At 64.8% G+C, this 16149-nt stretch carries 13 protein-coding genes; 5 read left to right on the plus strand and 8 right to left on the minus strand.

Annotated features, from left to right (window positions below; genetic code table 11):
• Positions 1-37: 37 nt before the first annotated feature.
• From PRtIB026_RS22520 to PRtIB026_RS22535, 4 genes are all read right to left on the minus strand, one after another.
• The gene (locus tag PRtIB026_RS22520) at positions 38-922 is read right to left on the minus strand and encodes a LysR family transcriptional regulator (protein WP_203651436.1); all 885 of its coding nucleotides are present in this window, start codon (positions 920-922) and stop codon (positions 38-40) included.
• A gap of 165 nt (positions 923-1087) precedes the next feature.
• Positions 1088-1969 carry a carboxylate/amino acid/amine transporter gene (locus PRtIB026_RS22525; protein WP_203651434.1) on the minus strand — a complete coding sequence of 294 codons (882 nt, stop codon included), beginning with the start codon at positions 1967-1969 and terminating at the stop codon, positions 1088-1090.
• A gap of 336 nt (positions 1970-2305) precedes the next feature.
• Positions 2306-2905 carry an FMN-dependent NADH-azoreductase gene (locus PRtIB026_RS22530; RefSeq protein WP_203651432.1) on the minus strand — a complete coding sequence of 200 codons (600 nt, stop codon included), beginning with the start codon at positions 2903-2905 and terminating at the stop codon, positions 2306-2308.
• Between the two features lie 111 nt (positions 2906-3016).
• A complete protein-coding gene (locus PRtIB026_RS22535; protein WP_110739155.1) occupies positions 3017-3331 on the minus strand; it encodes a 3-phosphoglycerate kinase in 315 nt (104 codons plus the stop codon).
• A gap of 50 nt (positions 3332-3381) precedes the next feature.
• Between PRtIB026_RS22535 and PRtIB026_RS22540 the strand changes: the two genes are divergently transcribed.
• Genes PRtIB026_RS22540 through PRtIB026_RS22555 form a run of 4 tightly spaced genes read left to right on the plus strand, consistent with a single transcriptional unit; the run spans position 3382 to position 7566 of the window.
• Entirely contained in the window at positions 3382-4305 is a 924-nt protein-coding gene (locus tag PRtIB026_RS22540; protein ID WP_028693074.1) for a LysR family transcriptional regulator, read from the plus strand.
• 13 nt (positions 4306-4318) lie between these two features.
• Positions 4319-5131, plus strand: coding sequence for an alpha/beta fold hydrolase (locus tag PRtIB026_RS22545; RefSeq protein WP_203651430.1), 813 nt, complete (start codon positions 4319-4321; stop codon positions 5129-5131).
• Positions 5125-5682 (plus strand): peptidylprolyl isomerase, encoded by a 558-nt coding sequence (locus tag PRtIB026_RS22550; protein WP_203651422.1) that lies wholly within the window; start codon positions 5125-5127, stop codon positions 5680-5682. Before PRtIB026_RS22545 ends, PRtIB026_RS22550 begins: the two co-directional genes overlap by 7 nt.
• A 51-nt stretch (positions 5683-5733) precedes the next feature.
• Positions 5734-7566 (plus strand): ABC transporter ATP-binding protein, encoded by a 1833-nt coding sequence (locus PRtIB026_RS22555; RefSeq protein ID WP_203651420.1) that lies wholly within the window; start codon positions 5734-5736, stop codon positions 7564-7566.
• A gap of 155 nt (positions 7567-7721) precedes the next feature.
• Here the strand turns inward: PRtIB026_RS22555 and PRtIB026_RS22560 are convergent, their stop codons facing one another.
• Positions 7722-8849, minus strand: a complete 1128-nt coding sequence (locus PRtIB026_RS22560) for a GNAT family N-acetyltransferase (protein ID WP_203651418.1) — start codon at positions 8847-8849, stop codon at positions 7722-7724.
• Positions 8850-9087: 238 nt separating this feature from the next.
• On the opposite strand from PRtIB026_RS22560, the gene PRtIB026_RS22565 reads away from it, so the two are divergent.
• Entirely contained in the window at positions 9088-10332 is a 1245-nt protein-coding gene (locus tag PRtIB026_RS22565) for a putative porin (protein ID WP_050706803.1), read from the plus strand.
• Between the two features lie 208 nt (positions 10333-10540).
• Here the strand turns inward: PRtIB026_RS22565 and PRtIB026_RS22570 are convergent, their stop codons facing one another.
• From PRtIB026_RS22570 to PRtIB026_RS22580, 3 genes are all read right to left on the minus strand, one after another.
• Positions 10541-11662 carry a beta-ketoacyl-ACP synthase III gene (locus tag PRtIB026_RS22570; protein ID WP_203651412.1) on the minus strand — a complete coding sequence of 374 codons (1122 nt, stop codon included), beginning with the start codon at positions 11660-11662 and terminating at the stop codon, positions 10541-10543.
• 219 nt (positions 11663-11881) lie between these two features.
• Positions 11882-15787, minus strand: coding sequence for an ATP-dependent RNA helicase HrpA (gene hrpA / locus PRtIB026_RS22575; protein WP_203651411.1), 3906 nt, complete (start codon positions 15785-15787; stop codon positions 11882-11884).
• Between the two features lie 105 nt (positions 15788-15892).
• Complete coding sequence (locus PRtIB026_RS22580) at positions 15893-16141, minus strand: hypothetical protein (protein ID WP_203651406.1); 249 nt, start codon at positions 16139-16141, stop codon at positions 15893-15895.
• Between the last annotated feature and the right edge of the window lie 8 nt (positions 16142-16149).

Consider the following 16149-nt stretch of genomic DNA (forward strand, 5'->3'; position numbering starts at 1 on the left):
CATCGGGGCCGCAACGCGGCCCCTTTGCCGGGTTTGCTCAGGCGGCGCTCAGGTAGGAAACCAGTTCGGTGACATGCCGCGGCATGCGCTCGAAATGCCTGACCAGCATCATGTGCTGCTGGCGCGCCCAGCTTTCATCGAGGCGTCGGGCCACCAGGCCACAGCCATCGAGATAAGGCTGCACCGCCGCATCCGATGCGATACCGATACCGACGCCTTCGGCAATCATCCGGCATAGCGACTCGGCGCCGGACACCTTGATCCTGAACTGGACCGCGACACCATCGATATCGGCCTGCTGCTCGATCAGACGGCACAGTGCACTGTCGGTCGCCAACCCGACCTGCGGGTGGCGCAGCACGTCGCCCAGGCGCAATGAGGCGCTGGCGGCCAATGCATGATGCCTGGGCAGCACCGCCACGTAGTTGAGCACTGGCAGGGCGATCGAGGCGCAACCCTCCACAGGGTCGCTGCCGAGCACCACGCCCATGTCAACGGCGCCCTCGCGAATGCCGCGAACGATATCCCCGGCCGTGCGTTGCTGCAGGTCGATGGCGACATTGGCGTGATCGGCGAGATAGCGTACCAGCCGGCGCTGGGTCGACTCGAATGCGCTGAAGCCTGCGACATACATGCGCATGCTTGCTCCGTCAGGCTCTTCGCGGTGGTCGAATTCGGCCTTGAGCACTTCCAGCTGGCGCAGGATCTTGCGGGCATGGATCAACAACCGCTGACCTGCCAGGGTCAGCACCAGCCCTTTGTGCTGGCGATGAAAAAGCCCCTCGCCAAGCTCGGCTTCCATCGACTTGATGCGCATGCTGGCGGCTCCAGGCGAGAGGCATGCACGCTTGGCGCCCTGGGTCAGGCTGGGGGACTCGGCGATCTTGATGAACAGTTTCAGGTCGGTCAGGTCAAGGTTCACGGTCTCTTCCTTGTAGTGTCAGGCAAATCCATTGTCGGAACGGGCGATCTTGAGCCGCCTGCGTCCATCTTGCCTGCCACCGTCGGCCGGGCAAAGCCTGCCTTGGTATTGCCCCCGTGAATGACGAAGGCGCCCATGCGGGCGCCTTCGTCTTGCGCAGATACCTCAGCGCGACGAGGCGGCCCCCGGCAGCCCTGCACGCGGACCGCCCAAACGGCTCAACCACACCGACGCGAGGATCACCATACCGCCAATGGCCAGGCGCCCGAGCGGTTCGTCCTGGTTCCAGATCAGCAGGTTGAGCAGCAAGCCCACCGGCACATGCAGGTTGTTCATCACCGCCAGGGTACCGCCGGAGACCAGGCAGGCGCCCTTGTTCCACCAGTACAGCCCCAGCGCCGTCGGACACAGGCCCAGGAACAGCAGCACCAGCCACTGGGTGTCGGTACTCGGCAGGTGCTGGGCATTGCCGAACAGCAGGAAGGCCGGCAACACCACCAGCAACGCGCCCAGGTAGAAATAGCCGAAGCGGCGGTAGTGCGGCAGGTCGCTGGGGTGACGGGCCACCAGGTGGCGGTACAGCACCTGGCCGGCGGCGTAGGTGAAGTTGGCCAGTTGCAGCAACAGGAAACCGATGAAGAACTCGCCGGTGACCGTGTCGAAGCGGATCACCGCCGCGCCGGCCACCGCCACCAGGGCGGCGAGCAGCGCCCAGGGGTTGAAGCGCCGGTTCAGGGCATCCTCGATCAAGGTGACATGCAGCGGGGTGAGGATGGTGAACAGCAGCACCTCCGGCACCGTCAGCACGCGGAAGCTGAGGTACAGGCAGACATAGGTGATGCCGTACTGCAGCGCACCAATCAGCAGCATCGAGCGCATGAAGCGCGGCTCGACCTGGCGCCAGCGGGTCAGCGGCAGGAACACCAGGCCGGCCAGGACAACGCGGGCCAGTACGGCGAAGTAGCTGTCGACGTGGCCGGCCAGGTATTCGCCGATCAGGTTGAAGGAGTACGCCTGGATCAGCGCGACGATTATCAGGTAGCCCATGGTTGGCCCTCGTGGATCAAGGCGGGGACCTTAGCGGGTTGGGCCTGGGCAGTTCAACCATGGGATTTTTGGGGTGCTCGTGGACGTCTCCCCTTTCTCTTCGCGCGCTTCCCCGTGTAGGAGCGGCCTTGTGCCGCGTAAGGGCTGCGTAGCGGCCCCAGGATTTCAGTATCGAGCAGAAATCGCCGGGGCCGCTTTGCGGCCCTTTCGCGGCACAAGGCCGCTCCTACAGGAGGCGTGCCGTCCTCACAGGCATAAAAAAGCCCGGCCATCACTTGGCCGGGCAGGCACACCCAAAGGAGCAACAAGGTGTCAGGGTTGGGAATTCGTCGCGGCTCAGGCCACCGCGGCCAGCTTGGCCTTGGCCTGGTTCAGGCCCTTCTCGTGGAACTCGCCGCTCATGTTCAGGCCCTCGGCGTGGATGAAGTCCACATCATGGATGCCGATGAAAGCCATCACCTGGCGCAGGTAGGGTTCCTGGTGGTCACTGCTGGCACCGGCATGGATGCCGCCGCGGGCGGTCAGGACGATGGCGCGCTTGCCGTTGAGCAGGCCCTGCGGCCCGGTCGGGGTGTACTTGAAGGTGATGCCGGCGCGCAGCACGTGGTCCAGCCAGGCTTTCAAGGTACTGGGGATGGTGAAGTTGTACATCGGCGCGGCCATCACCAGCACGTCGGCAGCCAGCAGTTCGTCGGTCAGCGCATTGGAACGCTCCAGCGCGTCACGCTCGGCGGCGCTACGCTGCTCCTCGGGCTTCATCCAGCCGCCGAGCAGGTTGGCGTCCAGGTGCGGCACGGGGTTCACGGCCAGGTCGCGCAGCTTGATCTCGTCAGCCGGATGCGCCGCTTGCCATTGCTGGATGAAGTCCAGGGTCAGTTGACGGGAAACGGAATCCTGCTGGCGGGCGCTGCTTTCGATGATCAGTACGCGGGACATGGGGTGCCTCCATCGGCGGTAAGGGGTGGCGATTCGATGGAGGTGAGATTAGTGGTTGACCTATCGATAAAAAAGCGTAAAAAGTGGGATCAACCTATCGATTAATCTGTTTTATTGCGCTTTGCAGTCGAGCACGATGCGCAGCTTGATGATCTGCCGGTTGAACTTGGCGGTGACATCCACGCTCCTGCCGGCGGGCACATTGACCCGGCGCACCCGTGGCGCCTCGGGGCCGTTGCGGAAAGTGACCTTGCACGCCGCCGGCACCTGCCCATAGTTGTTGAGGCTGATCGAGCCAATGTCGTAGGCCGTGTCGTAGGCGGTGTAGTCGACCTTGACCCCGGTCAGGTCCTTTTCCACATCGATCGGGTATGCCATGGCCCCGAGGGGCAGGCACAACAGCAAAGCCGCACAACATTTCTTCATACGGGCGCTCTCCTTGGGAAGAGCGCAGCTTAGGACAACAGGAGCCCTGGATGAAAGCACCGCGCGTTACCCTGGATCAGTGGCGGACCCTGCAGGCAGTGGTCGACCACGGCGGGTTCGCCCAGGCCGCCGAGGCCCTGCACCGTTCGCAGTCGTCGGTGAGCTACACCGTGGCGCGGATGCAGGAGCAACTGGGCGTGCCATTGCTGCGCATCGATGGACGCAAGGCGGTGCTGACCGAGGCCGGCAGCGTGCTGCTGCGCCGTTCGCGGCAACTGGTCAAGCAGGCCAGCCAGCTGGAAGACCTGGCCCACCACATGGAACAGGGCTGGGAGGCCGAAGTGCGCCTGGTGGTCGACGCCGCCTACCCCAGCGCCCGCCTGGTGCGCGCTCTGGCCGCCTTCATGCCGCAGAGCCGCGGCTGCCGGGTACGCCTGCGCGAAGAGGTGCTGTCCGGGGTCGAGGAAGTGCTGCACGAAGGCATCGCCGACCTTGCCATCAGCAGCTTCAACATCGGCGGCTACCTGGGCACCGAGCTGAGCCCGGTGGAGTTCATCGCCGTCGCCCACCCCGAGCACGCGCTGCACCGCATGGGCCGCGAGATCACCTTCCAGGACCTGGAAAGCCAGCTGCAGGTGGTGATCCGCGACTCCGGCCGGGCCCAGCCGCGCGATGTCGGCTGGCTCGGCGCCGAGCAGCGCTGGACGGTCGGCAGCCTGGGCACTGCGGCGACCTTCGTCGGCAGCGGCCTGGGCTTTGCCTGGCTGCCCCGGCACATGATCGAGCGCGAGCTGCGCGAAGGCGTGCTCAAGCCCCTGCCGCTGGATCAGGGTGGCAGCCGCCATCCACTGTTCTACCTTTACTCGAGCAAGGAAAAGACCCTGGGCCCGGCCACGCAGATCCTCATCGAACTGCTGCGCAACTTCGACACCGCGCCGCTGGACGTGCCCTTCGCAGCCCCCCCGCAAGCCTGAGAGGACCGCGCCCATGGCCTGTTTCGAACATGACGGATGCCTGCTGCATTACCAGGAACACGGCCAGGGCGAGCCCCTGGTGCTGCTGCACGGGCTGGGCTCGAGCAGCCAGGACTGGGAACTGCAGGTACCCGAGCTCAGCCGCCAGTACCGGGTGATCCTCATGGACATCCGCGGCCACGGGCAATCGTCCAAGCCACGCAAGGGCTACCAGATAAAGACCTTCAGCGAGGATCTATTGGCCTTGTTGCGCCATCTGGACACCGGCCCGGTGCACTTCGTCGGCCTGTCCATGGGCGGCATGCTCGGCTTCCAGTTCGCCGTCGACCACCCCGACTGGCTGCGCAGCCTGTGCATCGTCAACAGCGCCCCCGAGGTCAAGCGCCGCACCCGTAGCGACTGGATCTGGTGGCTCAAGCGCTGGAGCCTGGCGCGCCTGCTCAGCGTCGAGACCGTCGGCAAGGGCCTGGCCGCACGGCTGTTCCCCAAGCCGGAGCAGGCCGAATTGCGGCGCAAGATGGCCGAGCGCTGGGCGCGCAACGACAAACGTGCCTATTTGAAAAGCTTCGACGCCATCGTCGACTGGGGCGTGCAGGAACGCATCGGCCAGATCCGCTGTCCCACCCTGGTGATCGCCGCCGACCACGATTACACACCGATACAACTGAAGGAGCGTTACGTCGCCCTGATGCCCAATGCCAGACTGGCGGTCATCGACGATTCGCGGCACGCTACGCCCCTGGATCAACCTGAAGTCTTCAACCGTACCGTGCTGCAGTTCCTCGCAGCCGCTTCCACCTCTCAAGGATCTTTGAGCCCATGCTGAAAAAACTTCTGCTCACTGCCTGCTCGGTCGCCTTCGCCACCAGCGTCATGGCCTCCGACAAGACCCCGCACGTTGAGCTGGTCACCAGCTTTGGCAAGGTCGAGATCGAGCTGAACGCAGAAAAAGCGCCGATCAGTACCAAGAACTTCCTCCAGTACGTAGACAGCGGCTTCTACAACAACACCATCTTCCACCGCGTGATCCCGGGCTTCATGGTCCAGGGCGGCGGCTTCACCGACCAGATGGTGCAGAAGAGCACCCAGGACCCGATCCGCAACGAGGCGAGCAACGGCCTGCAGAACACTCGCGGTACCCTGTCCATGGCCCGTACCTCCGACCCGAACTCGGCCACCAGCCAGTTCTTCATCAACGTCGCCGACAACGATTTCCTCAACCCGGGTCGCGACCGTGGCTACGCGGTGTTCGGCAAGGTCACCAAGGGCATGGAGGTGGTCGACCAGATCGTCAACTCGCCGACCACCGTCAAGAAAGGCATGCGCGATGTACCGGCGGATCCGGTCTACATCAAGTCGGCCAAACGCATCGACTGATCCCGCGCCACACAGGGACGTGAGTCGGGTCGAACAGGAGTGTCGTCACCCATGCTGTACCGTCGTTTCGAGCAGTTGATCGACATTTTCCGCGAGGCGCCCAGCGAGGCGCCTCCCGGCAAGGTCTGGCCCTTCTATCTCTACTACCTGCGCCAGGTGTGGCCAAGCTTCCTCGCCCTGCTGATCGTCGGCCTGATCGCCTCGCTGATCGAAGTGGCGCTGTTCAGCTACCTGAGCCGGATCATCGACCTGGCCCAGGGCACGCCCAACGCCAATTTCTTCAGCGAGCACAGCGGCGAGCTGATCTGGATGCTGGTGGTGGTGCTGGTGCTGCGGCCGGTGTTCTTCGGCCTGCATGACCTGCTGGTGCACCAGACCATCAGCCCGGGCATGACCAGCCTGATCCGCTGGCAGAACCACACCTACGTGCTCAAGCAGAGCCTGAACTTCTTCCAGAGCGACTTTGCCGGGCGCATCGCCCAGCGCATCATGCAGACCGGCAACTCCCTGCGCGATTCGGCGGTGCAGGCGGTGGACGCGCTGTGGCACGTGCTGATCTACGCCATCAGTGCGCTGGTGCTGTTCGCCGAGGCCGACTGGCGGCTGATGCTGCCGCTGCTGGTGTGGATCGCCTGCTATATCGGTGCGCTGTACTACTTCGTGCCACGGGTGAAGGAGCGCTCGGTGATCTCCTCCGACGCCCGCTCCAAGCTGATGGGGCGCATCGTCGACGGCTACACCAACATCGCCACGCTCAAGCTGTTTGCCCACACCGACTACGAGCAGCAGTACGCCCGCGAGGCGATCAGCGAGCAGACCGAGAAGACCCAGCTGGCCTCACGGGTGATCACCAGCATGGACGTGGTGATCACCTCGCTGAATGGCTTGCTGGTGGTCAGCACCACTGGCCTTGCCCTGTGGCTGTGGAGCCAGTCGCTGATCAGCGTCGGCGCCATCGCCTTGGCCACGGGCCTGGTGATCCGCATCGTCAACATGTCCGGCTGGATCATGTGGGTGGTCAACGGCATCTTCGAGAACATCGGCATGGTCCAGGACGGCCTGCAGACCATCGCCCAGCCGGTCACCGTCAGCGACAGGCCCAATGCCCCGGCGCTCAAGGTCAGCCGCGGCGCGGTGCGCTTCGACCATGTCGATTTCCACTACGGCAAGGGCGGCAAGGTGATCGATGCCCTGAACCTGGACATCCGCCCTGGCGAGAAGATCGGCCTGATCGGCCCTTCCGGCGCCGGCAAGTCGACCCTGGTCAACCTGCTGCTGCGCCTGTACGACATCGACAGCGGGCGCATCCTCATCGACGGCCAGGACATCGCCGAGGTCAACCAGGCCAGCCTGCGCGCGCAGATCGGCATGATCACCCAGGACACCTCGCTGCTGCACCGCTCGATCCGCGACAACCTGCTGTACGGCCGGCCGCAGGCCAGCGACGAGGAGGTCTGGGAGGCGGTGCGCCGGGCCCGGGCCGACGAGTTCATCCCGCAGCTGTCCGATGCCCAGGGCCGCACCGGCTTCGACGCCCATGTCGGTGAACGCGGCGTCAAGCTCTCCGGCGGCCAGCGCCAGCGTATCGCTATCGCCCGGGTGCTGCTGAAGAACGCGCCGATCCTGATCATGGACGAGGCCACCTCGGCGCTGGATTCGGAGGTCGAGGCGGCAATCCAGGAAAGCCTGGAGACGCTGATGCAGGGCAAGACGGTGATCGCCATCGCCCACCGCCTGTCGACCATCGCCCGCATGGACCGGCTGATCGTGCTGGACAAGGGGCATATCGTCGAAAGCGGCAGCCATGCCGAGTTGCTGGCACAGCGCGGGTTGTATGCGCGGTTGTGGCATCACCAGACCGGGGGTTTTGTCGGCGTCGACTGAGTTGAAGGGGTCCCTTGTAGGAGCGGCCTTGTGCCGCGAAAGGGCTGCGTAGCAGCCCCAGGATTTCAGCGTTGACGCAAAGATCGCCGGGGCCGCTTTGCGGCCCTTTCGCGGCACAAGGCCGCTCCTACAGGGATAGCGTGTGGCCAGTCACTTCAAACCTGGCGATACGGCAACATCTCCCGCGCCTCGTCGGCGTAGGCCATCACTCCTTCGCGCTCCTGACGCAAAAAGTCCGCGACCGCCCGGCGCAACCCCGGGTGCAGCAGGTAATGCCACGACCGCGTGATCACAGGCTCGAACCCGCGAATCAGCTTGTGCTCGCCCTGGGCACCGGCATCGAAGCGTTGCAGGCCTTCACCGATCGCGAAGTCCATGCCCTGGTAGAAACAGGTCTCGAAATGCAGGCGGTCGAATTCGTCCAGGCAACCCCAGTAGCGGCCATACAGGCTGTCGCCTCCCACCAGACTGAAGGCCATCGCCACCTCGCGCCCTTGCTGCCGGGCAATCACCACGCGAATCGCCTCGGGCATGCGCTCGGCCACCAGGCTGAAGAATTCGCGGGTCAGGTACGGCGCCCGGCGTCGCACAGCGTAGGTGTTGGCATAGCAGCGGTAGACGAAGTCCCACTGCGCCTCACTCAGTTCATCACCGCGGTACCAGGCGAAGTCGATCCCCTGCCCCGCCACTTGCTCGCGCTCCTTGCGCATCTGCTTGCGCTTGCGTGAGCTGAGGGTGTCGAGAAAATCCTGGAAGTCCCGGTAACCCCGGTTGCGCCAGTGGAACTGGCAGCCCAGGCGCTCCAGCCAGCCCGGCTGGCCGGCAATGGCCGCGTCCAGCACGCTGTCGGTGAAATTGATGTGCGCCCCCGACAGCCCCCCCTTGTCCAGGTACTCGGGTATCGCCTGCAACAGCAGCAGGCCATCAGCAGGGTCGGACGCCAGCAGGCGCGGCCCGGCGACCGGGCTGAACGGCACCGCGCCGAGCAGCTTGGGGTAGTAGGCGATGCCCGCCCGCTCGCAGGCATCGGCCCAGCCATGGTCGAACACATACTCGCCGAACGAATGCCATTTGCGGTACGCCGGCAGCAGCGCCCGCACCTCGCCATCGCGCTCCAGCACCAGGTGTTCGGCGGCCCAGCCGGTGTCGGGTACCACACTGCCACTGTCTTCCATGGCACTGAGAAAGGCGTGACGCAGGAACGGCTGGCCGTCGGGCACCAGCGCGTCCCAGGTGGTCGCCGGCAGGTCGCGCAGGTGGGCAAGGCTGTGAAGGCTGATCACGGTTGCAACTCGCTATGGACAGGGCGCCAGTATTGCCAAAGCCGCCGTGACACACAAATGACGGCCTGTTTACTTAACAACAGTGCCACTATTCAGACATTATTCTGTCATTCCCCCCCGCAATACTTGCGCCTGTTTTCCGGAACCCCAGAACCTGTCTAGTCAGGCCCTTTCCGAAGACATGCCAACTCGGGGGCGGGCGCTTGAGCCTCCCCACTTTTCCAACAGGGAGAACCTTATGCGTCTTGTTTCTACACTTACCGGAGTGAGCCTCACCGGCATGATGCTGGCTCTGAGTACTCCGGCCAGTGCTGCTGTCGACGCCAAGCTGCTCGAAATACTCCGCGCCAACGGCTCGATCAACCAGGCGCAGTACACCGAACTGCAGGGCGACCTGGCAAAGGAAACCAAGGAAAAGGCCGACCAGAAAGCCCAGTCCGAGCGCCTGAGCTCCTTCGAACAAAAAGTGGCATGGGCCGCCAAGACCCAGATCAAGGGTGACGTGCGCCTGCGCTACGAAGACGTCAACGTCGACAACCCCAACAGCCGCAGTGGCAACCAGGACCGCGAGCGTGTGCGTGCCCGCGTCGGTTTCTACAGCGAGATCAACCCGCAGGTCGACGCCGGCATTCGCGTGGCCACCGGCAGCAGCTCGGACGCCCGCTCGACCAACCAGAGCCTGGACAACTACTTCGACAAGAAATCGCTGTGGGTGGACCTTGCCTACCTCGACTGGCACCCGACCGCCGTGCCGAACCTGCACCTGATCGGCGGCAAGATGCTGCAGCCGTGGGTGAGCATGGGCGACATCATCTGGGACAGCGACATCAACCCGGAAGGCGTGGCCGTCACCTACAAGACCAACCTGGGCGGCGCCGAAGTATTCGGCAGCGCCGGTCACTACACCCTCAAGGACAACGTCGACGGCGACGGCGTGCAGTTCAAGCACGACGCGCAGCTGTACCACGGCCAGTTGGGCACCAAGTTCAACCTGGCTGACAGCGTCAAGGTCACCGTCGGCGGCAGCCTCTACGGCTTCGACAACGACAAGAAGTCGGCCGTGCTGCGCAGCTTCGGCAACACCACCACCGAGTTCAACCTGGCTGAAGGCTTTGGCCAGGTGGACTTCACCGGCTTCGCTATCCCGCTGTCGGCCTATGGCCAGTTCGTCAAGAACACCGACAGCACCGACGGCGAGGACAAGGCCTGGCTGGCGGGTCTGAAGACCAAGCTGGGCGCCTGGAGCCTGGACTACAACTACCGCGACGTGCAGCGCAACGCCGTGGTCAGCCTGTTCACCGACTCCGACTTCGGCGCCGGCTTTACCGGTTCGCGTGGCCACAAGTTCAAGGTCGGCTACGAGATCGACAAGAACTTCTCGCTGGGCGCGGCCTACCTGATGGCCAAGACCGACCTGTCGCAGCTGCCGAACAACAATGCTGACGTCGATACCCTGCAGGTCGACCTGGAAGCCAAGTTCTAAGCGCTACGCTCCCTTGCTCCACCCTGAAGCGGGAAATGCCGACCCCATCCGGCATTTCCCGCTTTTTTTGCCTGTCAGAAAGCTGGGGGCTGCTTTGCAGCCCTTTCGCGGCACAAGGCCGCTCCTACAGGGAAATGCGGTCCCCTGTAGGAGCGGCCTTGTGCCGCGAAAGGGCCGCAAAGCGGCCCCAGCTTTCTCGAACTGATAATCAGCGCTTGCGCAGCACCACACTACCAATCGAATAGCCAGCACCGAACGAACTCAGTACGCCAAGCGACCCTTTGACCAGGTCATCCTGATACAGGTGGAAGGCAATCACCGACCCCGCCGAGCTGGTATTGGCATAACGATCCAGGATCACCGGCGCATCTTCCTCGGCCACTTCACGCCCCAGCAGCTTCTTGACGATCAGGTGGTTCATGCTCAGGTTGGCCTGGTGCAGCCAGAAGCGCTTGACGTCCGACGGTTGCAGGTCGTTCTCGGCCAGGTGCTGGCCGATCAGCTCGGCGACCATCGGGCAGACTTCCTTGAACACCTTGCGGCCTTCCTGCACGAACAGCTTGTCGCGGGCACCGATGCCCTCTTCCGCGGCGCGGTTGAGGAAGCCGAAGTTGTTGCGGATGTTGTTGGAGAACGCGGTCAGCAGCTTGGTGCTGACGATGTCGAACTGGTGTTCGGAGGTGGCCAGGTCGGCACTCTCGACCAGCACGGCGGTGGCGGCATCGCCGAAGATGAAGTGGCTGTCGCGGTCACGGAAGTTCAGGTGGCCGGTGCAGATTTCCGGGTTGACCACCAGCACGGCGCGCGACTGACCCAACTGCACGCTGTTGGCGGCGGTCTGGATACCGAAGGTGGCCGACGAGCAGGCCACGTTCATGTCGAAGGCGAAGCCCTGGATACCCAGTGCCTGCTGCACTTCGATGGCGATGGCCGGGTATGGGCGCTGCAGATTGGAACAGGCGACGATCACCCCGTCGACATCGGCGGCGGTGCGCCCGGCACGCTCCAGGGCCTGGCGGGCGGCGGCCACGCCCATCTCGCAGAGGATCGATTGTTCGTCGTTGCCGCGCTCAGGCAGGCGCGGCTTCATGCGCTGCGGATCAAGAATGCCGACCTTGTCCATGACGAAGCGGCTCTTGATACCCGAGGCCTTCTCGATGAAGGCGGCGTCGGACAGCGGCGCCGCCTCGACCTCGCCACGCTCGATGGCGGCGGCGTTGTCACGGTTGAAACGCTGTGCCCAGGCGTTGAAGGATTCCACCAGTTCTTCGTTGGAAATGCTTTGGGCCGGGGTGTACAGGCCGGTGCCGCTGATGACGACGTTGTGCACGGTCGTTCCTCTGGTCTGGGGCCATCGCCACAAGGCGCTGGCCGGAATAAGGGCAACTTAATGGCACCTTGGTACCAATTTTGAGGCGAGGGCTGAGCCCTCGTTCGCGGCGCAAGGCCGCTCCTACAGAATCGGCGTTCTCCTGTAGGAGCGGCCTTGTGCCGCGATCGGCCGCACAGCGGCCGCAAATTCCTGCAAGTTTGCCACAACTTTGGGAGCTTAGGCTTCCACCTGACTCCACTGTTTGCTCAGTCGCTTGTCGGAAACCGCCACCTTCGTCCCCAGTTGCTGGGCAAACAACGACACCCGGTATTCCTCCAGCAGCCAGCGGTACAGGGTCAGTTGCTCATCGCGCTTGCCTTCCTGGGCATGCTTGTCGGCGCGGGCCTGGTACTGCGCCCAGCAATTGGCCAGCTCGGCGCTCCACACCCGGTCCTTCTGCACCTGCGAACCCAGCTTCTCCAGACGCAGTTCCACCGCCTTGAGATAACGCGGCAACTCCTTGAACCAGGCACCCGGCGTCTCCCGCACGAAGCCCGGGTACACCAGGTTGGCCAGCTGCTGCTTGATGTCGTTGAGCGCCACCGCCTGGCTCAGGTCGATCTTGCCCTTGAAGCGCTTCTGCAGGCCATGCCACAGCTTCAGCACCTCCAGGGTCTGGCGGGCCAGGCGTTCGGCGTGCTCGGTCCAGTTGCCGCGCTTGCGTTCGGCCAGCGAGGCCAGGCCCGCGCCATCACGCGGCAGTGGCTCTTCGCCTTCCAGCACACAGCTGTCGAGGCTGGCCAGGAGGATATCCTCGACCAGCGCCTCGACCCGGCCCAGTTCACGGTACAACAGCCCCAGTTCGGTCAGCCCCGGCAGCTTGCCACGCAGGAACTTGGCCGGTTCCGCCAACTGCTGCAGCAACAGGCGCTGCAAGGCGCGACGGTGCTGGAACTCGGCTTCGGCCTGGGTAGAGAAACGCCCTTCGCGTACCGTGCCGTTGTCCTCGACCAGCGCCGGGTAGACCGTCATCGACAGCCCGGCGATCTTCTGCTGGGCGGTCTGCGCCACCTGCGCGAAGGCCTTGGCCTGTACCGGCTGCTCGGCCTTCTCGCTGCGCGGCAGGGCCAGCGCCGCCTGGCTGGCGGCGGCGAAGCGGGCGGTCAGCTCGGCGAGGTCGCGGCCTTCGCCAAGGAACTTGCCCTGGGCGTCGACCACTTCGATGTTCATGCGCAGATGGCCCTCGACCAGCCCGGCCGCTTCCGCCCAGGCCTCGTCCGATACCCGTGCCCCGGTCATGCGCAGCAACTCCTGGCCCAGCGCCTGCGGCAATGCCCCCTGGCCGAACGCCAGGCGCGACAGGGCCGCCTTGACGAAGTCGGGCACCGGCACGAAGTTCTTGCGCAGGGCCTTGGGCAGGTTGCGCACCAGGGCGATGCACTTGGCCTCCAGCAGGCCGGGCACCAGCCATTCCAGGCGCTCGCCCGGCAGGTTCGGCAGCAACGGCGCCGGCACCCGCACGGTCACGCCGTCACGCGGGTGGTTCGGCTCGAAGTGATAGCTCAGCGACAGGCGCAGCTCGCCCACCTGCAGGTGGTCGGGATACTGCGCGGCGGTGACCTCGCTGGCCTCGCGGGCGAGCACGTCCTCTTCGCGCATGATCAGCAGGTTCGGATCCTTCTGGCTGTTCATCCGGTACCAGCTGTCGAAGGTCGCGGTCTGGTGGATCTCCTCGGGCAGGCGCGCCTCGTAGAAGGCGTACAGCGTCTCCTCGTCGGCAAGAATGTCGCGCCGGCGGGCCTTGGCCTCCAGCTCGTCGAGCTGCTCGAGCAGGCGCTTGTTGGCCGCCAGGCACTTGGCCCGGGACTGGATCTCGCCACCGACCAGGCCGTCGCGGATGAACAGCTCACGGGAAGTGACCGGGTCGATGGGGCCAAAATGCACCGGCCTGCGACCGACCAGGATCAGCCCGTAGAGGGTGATCTGCTCGTAGGCCACCACCTGGCCGCGCTTCTTCTCCCAGTGCGGTTCGAAGTGGTTCTTCTTGATCAGGTGGGTGGCCAGCGGCTCGATCCAGTCCGGCTCGATCTTGGCCACCATGCGCGCATACAGCTTGGTGGTTTCCACCAGCTCGGCAGCCATCACCCACTGCGGGCGCTTGCGACCGATGCCTGAAGAGGGGTGAACCCAGAAGCGCCGCTGACGCGCGCCCTGGTAGTCGCCCTCTTCGGTCTTCTGGCCGATCTGGCTGAGCAGGCCGCTGAGAATCGCCTTGTGCAGGGGCTGGTAGTCGCAGGCGTCCTTGTTCACCGCCAATTGCAGGTCGCGGCAGATCAGCGCCAGCTGGCGGTGGGCGTCGCGCCACTCGCGCAGGCGCAGGTAGTTGAGGAAGTTCTTGCGGCACCAGTTGCGCAGCGGGCTGGCGGTCAGCGCCTGGCGCTGCTCCTCGAAGCCGCGCCACAGGTTGACCAGCGCGGCGAAGTCGGAATCGACATCCTTCCACTGCGCGTGCGCCTGGTCGGCGGCCTGCTGGCGCTCCGGCGGGCGCTCGCGCGGGTCCTGCACCGACAGCGCGCTGGCGACGATCAGCACTTCCTGCAGGCTGCCCTGGCGGGCGCCTTCGAGCAACATGCGACCCAAACGAGGGTCGATCGGCAGGCGCGCCAGCTGGCGGCCCAGGGGCGTCAGCTGGTTCTCGCGGTTGACCGCCGACAGCTCCTGCAACAGGTTGAAGCCGTCGCTGATGGCCTTGCCATCCGGCGGCTCGATGAACGGGAAGGCATCGATCGCACCCAGGCGCAGGTGCAGCATCTGCAGGATTACCGCGGCCAGGTTGGTGCGCAGGATCTCTGGGTCGGTGAACGCCGGCCGACCGTTGAAATCGTCCTCGCTGTACAGGCGGATGCAGATGCCCGGCTCGACCCGGCCGCAGCGGCCTTTACGCTGGTTGGCGCTGGCCTGGGACACTGCCTCGATGGGCAGGCGCTGGACCTTGGCGCGGTAGCTGTAGCGGCTGATGCGCGCGGTGCCGCTGTCGATCACGTAGCGGATGCCCGGCACGGTCAGCGAAGTTTCGGCGACGTTGGTCGCCAGCACCACGCGCCGGCCGCTGTGGGACTGGAAGATCCGCTGCTGCTCGGCCGGCGACAGCCGCGCATACAGCGGCAGGATCTCGGTGTGGCGCAACTGCGCCTTGCGCAGGATCTCGGCGGCATCGCGGATCTCGCGCTCGCCGGGCAGGAACACCAGCACATCGCCCGGCCCCTTGCCCTGGCTGCGCTCGTGCTGGGCAATCTCGTCGAGGCTGGCGAGGATCGCCTGGTCGACGGACAGGTCCTCCTCGACCTGGTTGCCCTCCTCGTCGTGCTCGCTGGTCAGCGGCCGGTACCAGGTTTCCACCGGGTAGGTGCGCCCGGACACCTCGATGATCGGCGCGCCGTCGAAGTGCTTGGAGAAGCGCTCCAGGTCGATGGTCGCCGAGGTGATGATCAGCTTCAGGTCGGGGCGGCGATGCAGCAGGGTCTTGAGGTAGCCGAGCAGGAAGTCGATGTTCAGGCTGCGCTCGTGGGCCTCGTCGACGATGATCGTGTCGTAGCGCTCGAGGAAGCGGTCGTGCTGGGTCTCGGCCAGCAGGATGCCGTCGGTCATCAGCTTGACCAGGGTGTTCGAATCGCTCTGGTCCTCGAAGCGCACCTGGTAGCCGACCAGCGCCCCCAACGGCGTGCCCAGCTCCTCCGCGACCCGCGCCGCCACGCTGCGCGCGGCGATCCGCCGGGGCTGGGTGTGGGCGATCAGGCCATGGCTGCCGCGGCCCAGCTCCAGGCAGATCTTCGGCAGCTGGGTGGTCTTGCCGGAACCTGTCTCGCCGGCGATCACCAGCACCTGGTGCTCGGCCAGGGCCTTCTTGATCTCGTCGCGCTTGGCGGCGATGGGCAGGTTGTCGTCGTAGCGAATGCTCGGCAGGCTCTGCTGGCGCGCGGTGACCTGGGCGCAGGAGGCCTGGACCTTTTCCACCCACTGCGCGAGCTTGCCCTCGTCGGGGCGCTTGCGCAGCTCGTGCAATTGCCGGCGCAACCGATGGCGGTCGGCGATCATGGCGTGGTCGAGGTTCTTCAGCAGTTGGTCGATGGCGTGGTCTGTCATGGGGCTTTTTAATGATGCAGGCGAGTGCTGCTTTTTCATGATCGGCAGGCGTAAGAGGCAGGATTGTCGCAGATTTGCGAAATCGATGCTGCCTGTGCCCGCCGTTCAGTCGCGGTCACGCTCGAAATAGCGGGAGCGCTTGAACAACAACGGGGTAGCAATTGCCACGAAAAAAGCTGACCAGCCAATACCATCAAGTTGCAGGAACTGCTCTTCACCCAGTTGATTACAGGCGGTAATCCCCGTGACGTTGAAGACGATATAGAGAAGAAACCTGATGCACCTTGACCGGCATGCCCAGTCGACCAACGTGCCGACCACGAGGGCATAGCAAATACCATAAAGTACCCACATATCCGCTC

This window comes from Pseudomonas sp. RtIB026 (assembly GCF_016861355.2).
GTDB classification, from domain to species: Bacteria; Pseudomonadota; Gammaproteobacteria; order Pseudomonadales; family Pseudomonadaceae; genus Aquipseudomonas; species Aquipseudomonas peradeniyensis.

Coding starts and splice junctions, on each gene's coding strand:
- PRtIB026_RS22525 (WP_203651434.1), bottom strand. CDS start 1,969: ATGGGCTACCTGATAATCGTCGCGCTGATCCAGGCGTACTCCTTCAAC.
- PRtIB026_RS22530 (WP_203651432.1), bottom strand. CDS start 2,905: ATGTCCCGCGTACTGATCATCGAAAGCAGCGCCCGCCAGCAGGATTCC.
- PRtIB026_RS22535 (WP_110739155.1), bottom strand. CDS start 3,331: ATGAAGAAATGTTGTGCGGCTTTGCTGTTGTGCCTGCCCCTCGGGGCC.
- PRtIB026_RS22540 (WP_028693074.1), top strand. CDS start 3,382: ATGAAAGCACCGCGCGTTACCCTGGATCAGTGGCGGACCCTGCAGGCA.
- PRtIB026_RS22545 (WP_203651430.1), top strand. CDS start 4,319: ATGGCCTGTTTCGAACATGACGGATGCCTGCTGCATTACCAGGAACAC.
- PRtIB026_RS22550 (WP_203651422.1), top strand. CDS start 5,125: ATGCTGAAAAAACTTCTGCTCACTGCCTGCTCGGTCGCCTTCGCCACC.
- PRtIB026_RS22555 (WP_203651420.1), top strand. CDS start 5,734: ATGCTGTACCGTCGTTTCGAGCAGTTGATCGACATTTTCCGCGAGGCG.
- PRtIB026_RS22565 (WP_050706803.1), top strand. CDS start 9,088: ATGCGTCTTGTTTCTACACTTACCGGAGTGAGCCTCACCGGCATGATG.
- hrpA (WP_203651411.1), bottom strand. CDS start 15,787: ATGACAGACCACGCCATCGACCAACTGCTGAAGAACCTCGACCACGCC.
- PRtIB026_RS22580 (WP_203651406.1), bottom strand. CDS start 16,141: ATGTGGGTACTTTATGGTATTTGCTATGCCCTCGTGGTCGGCACGTTG.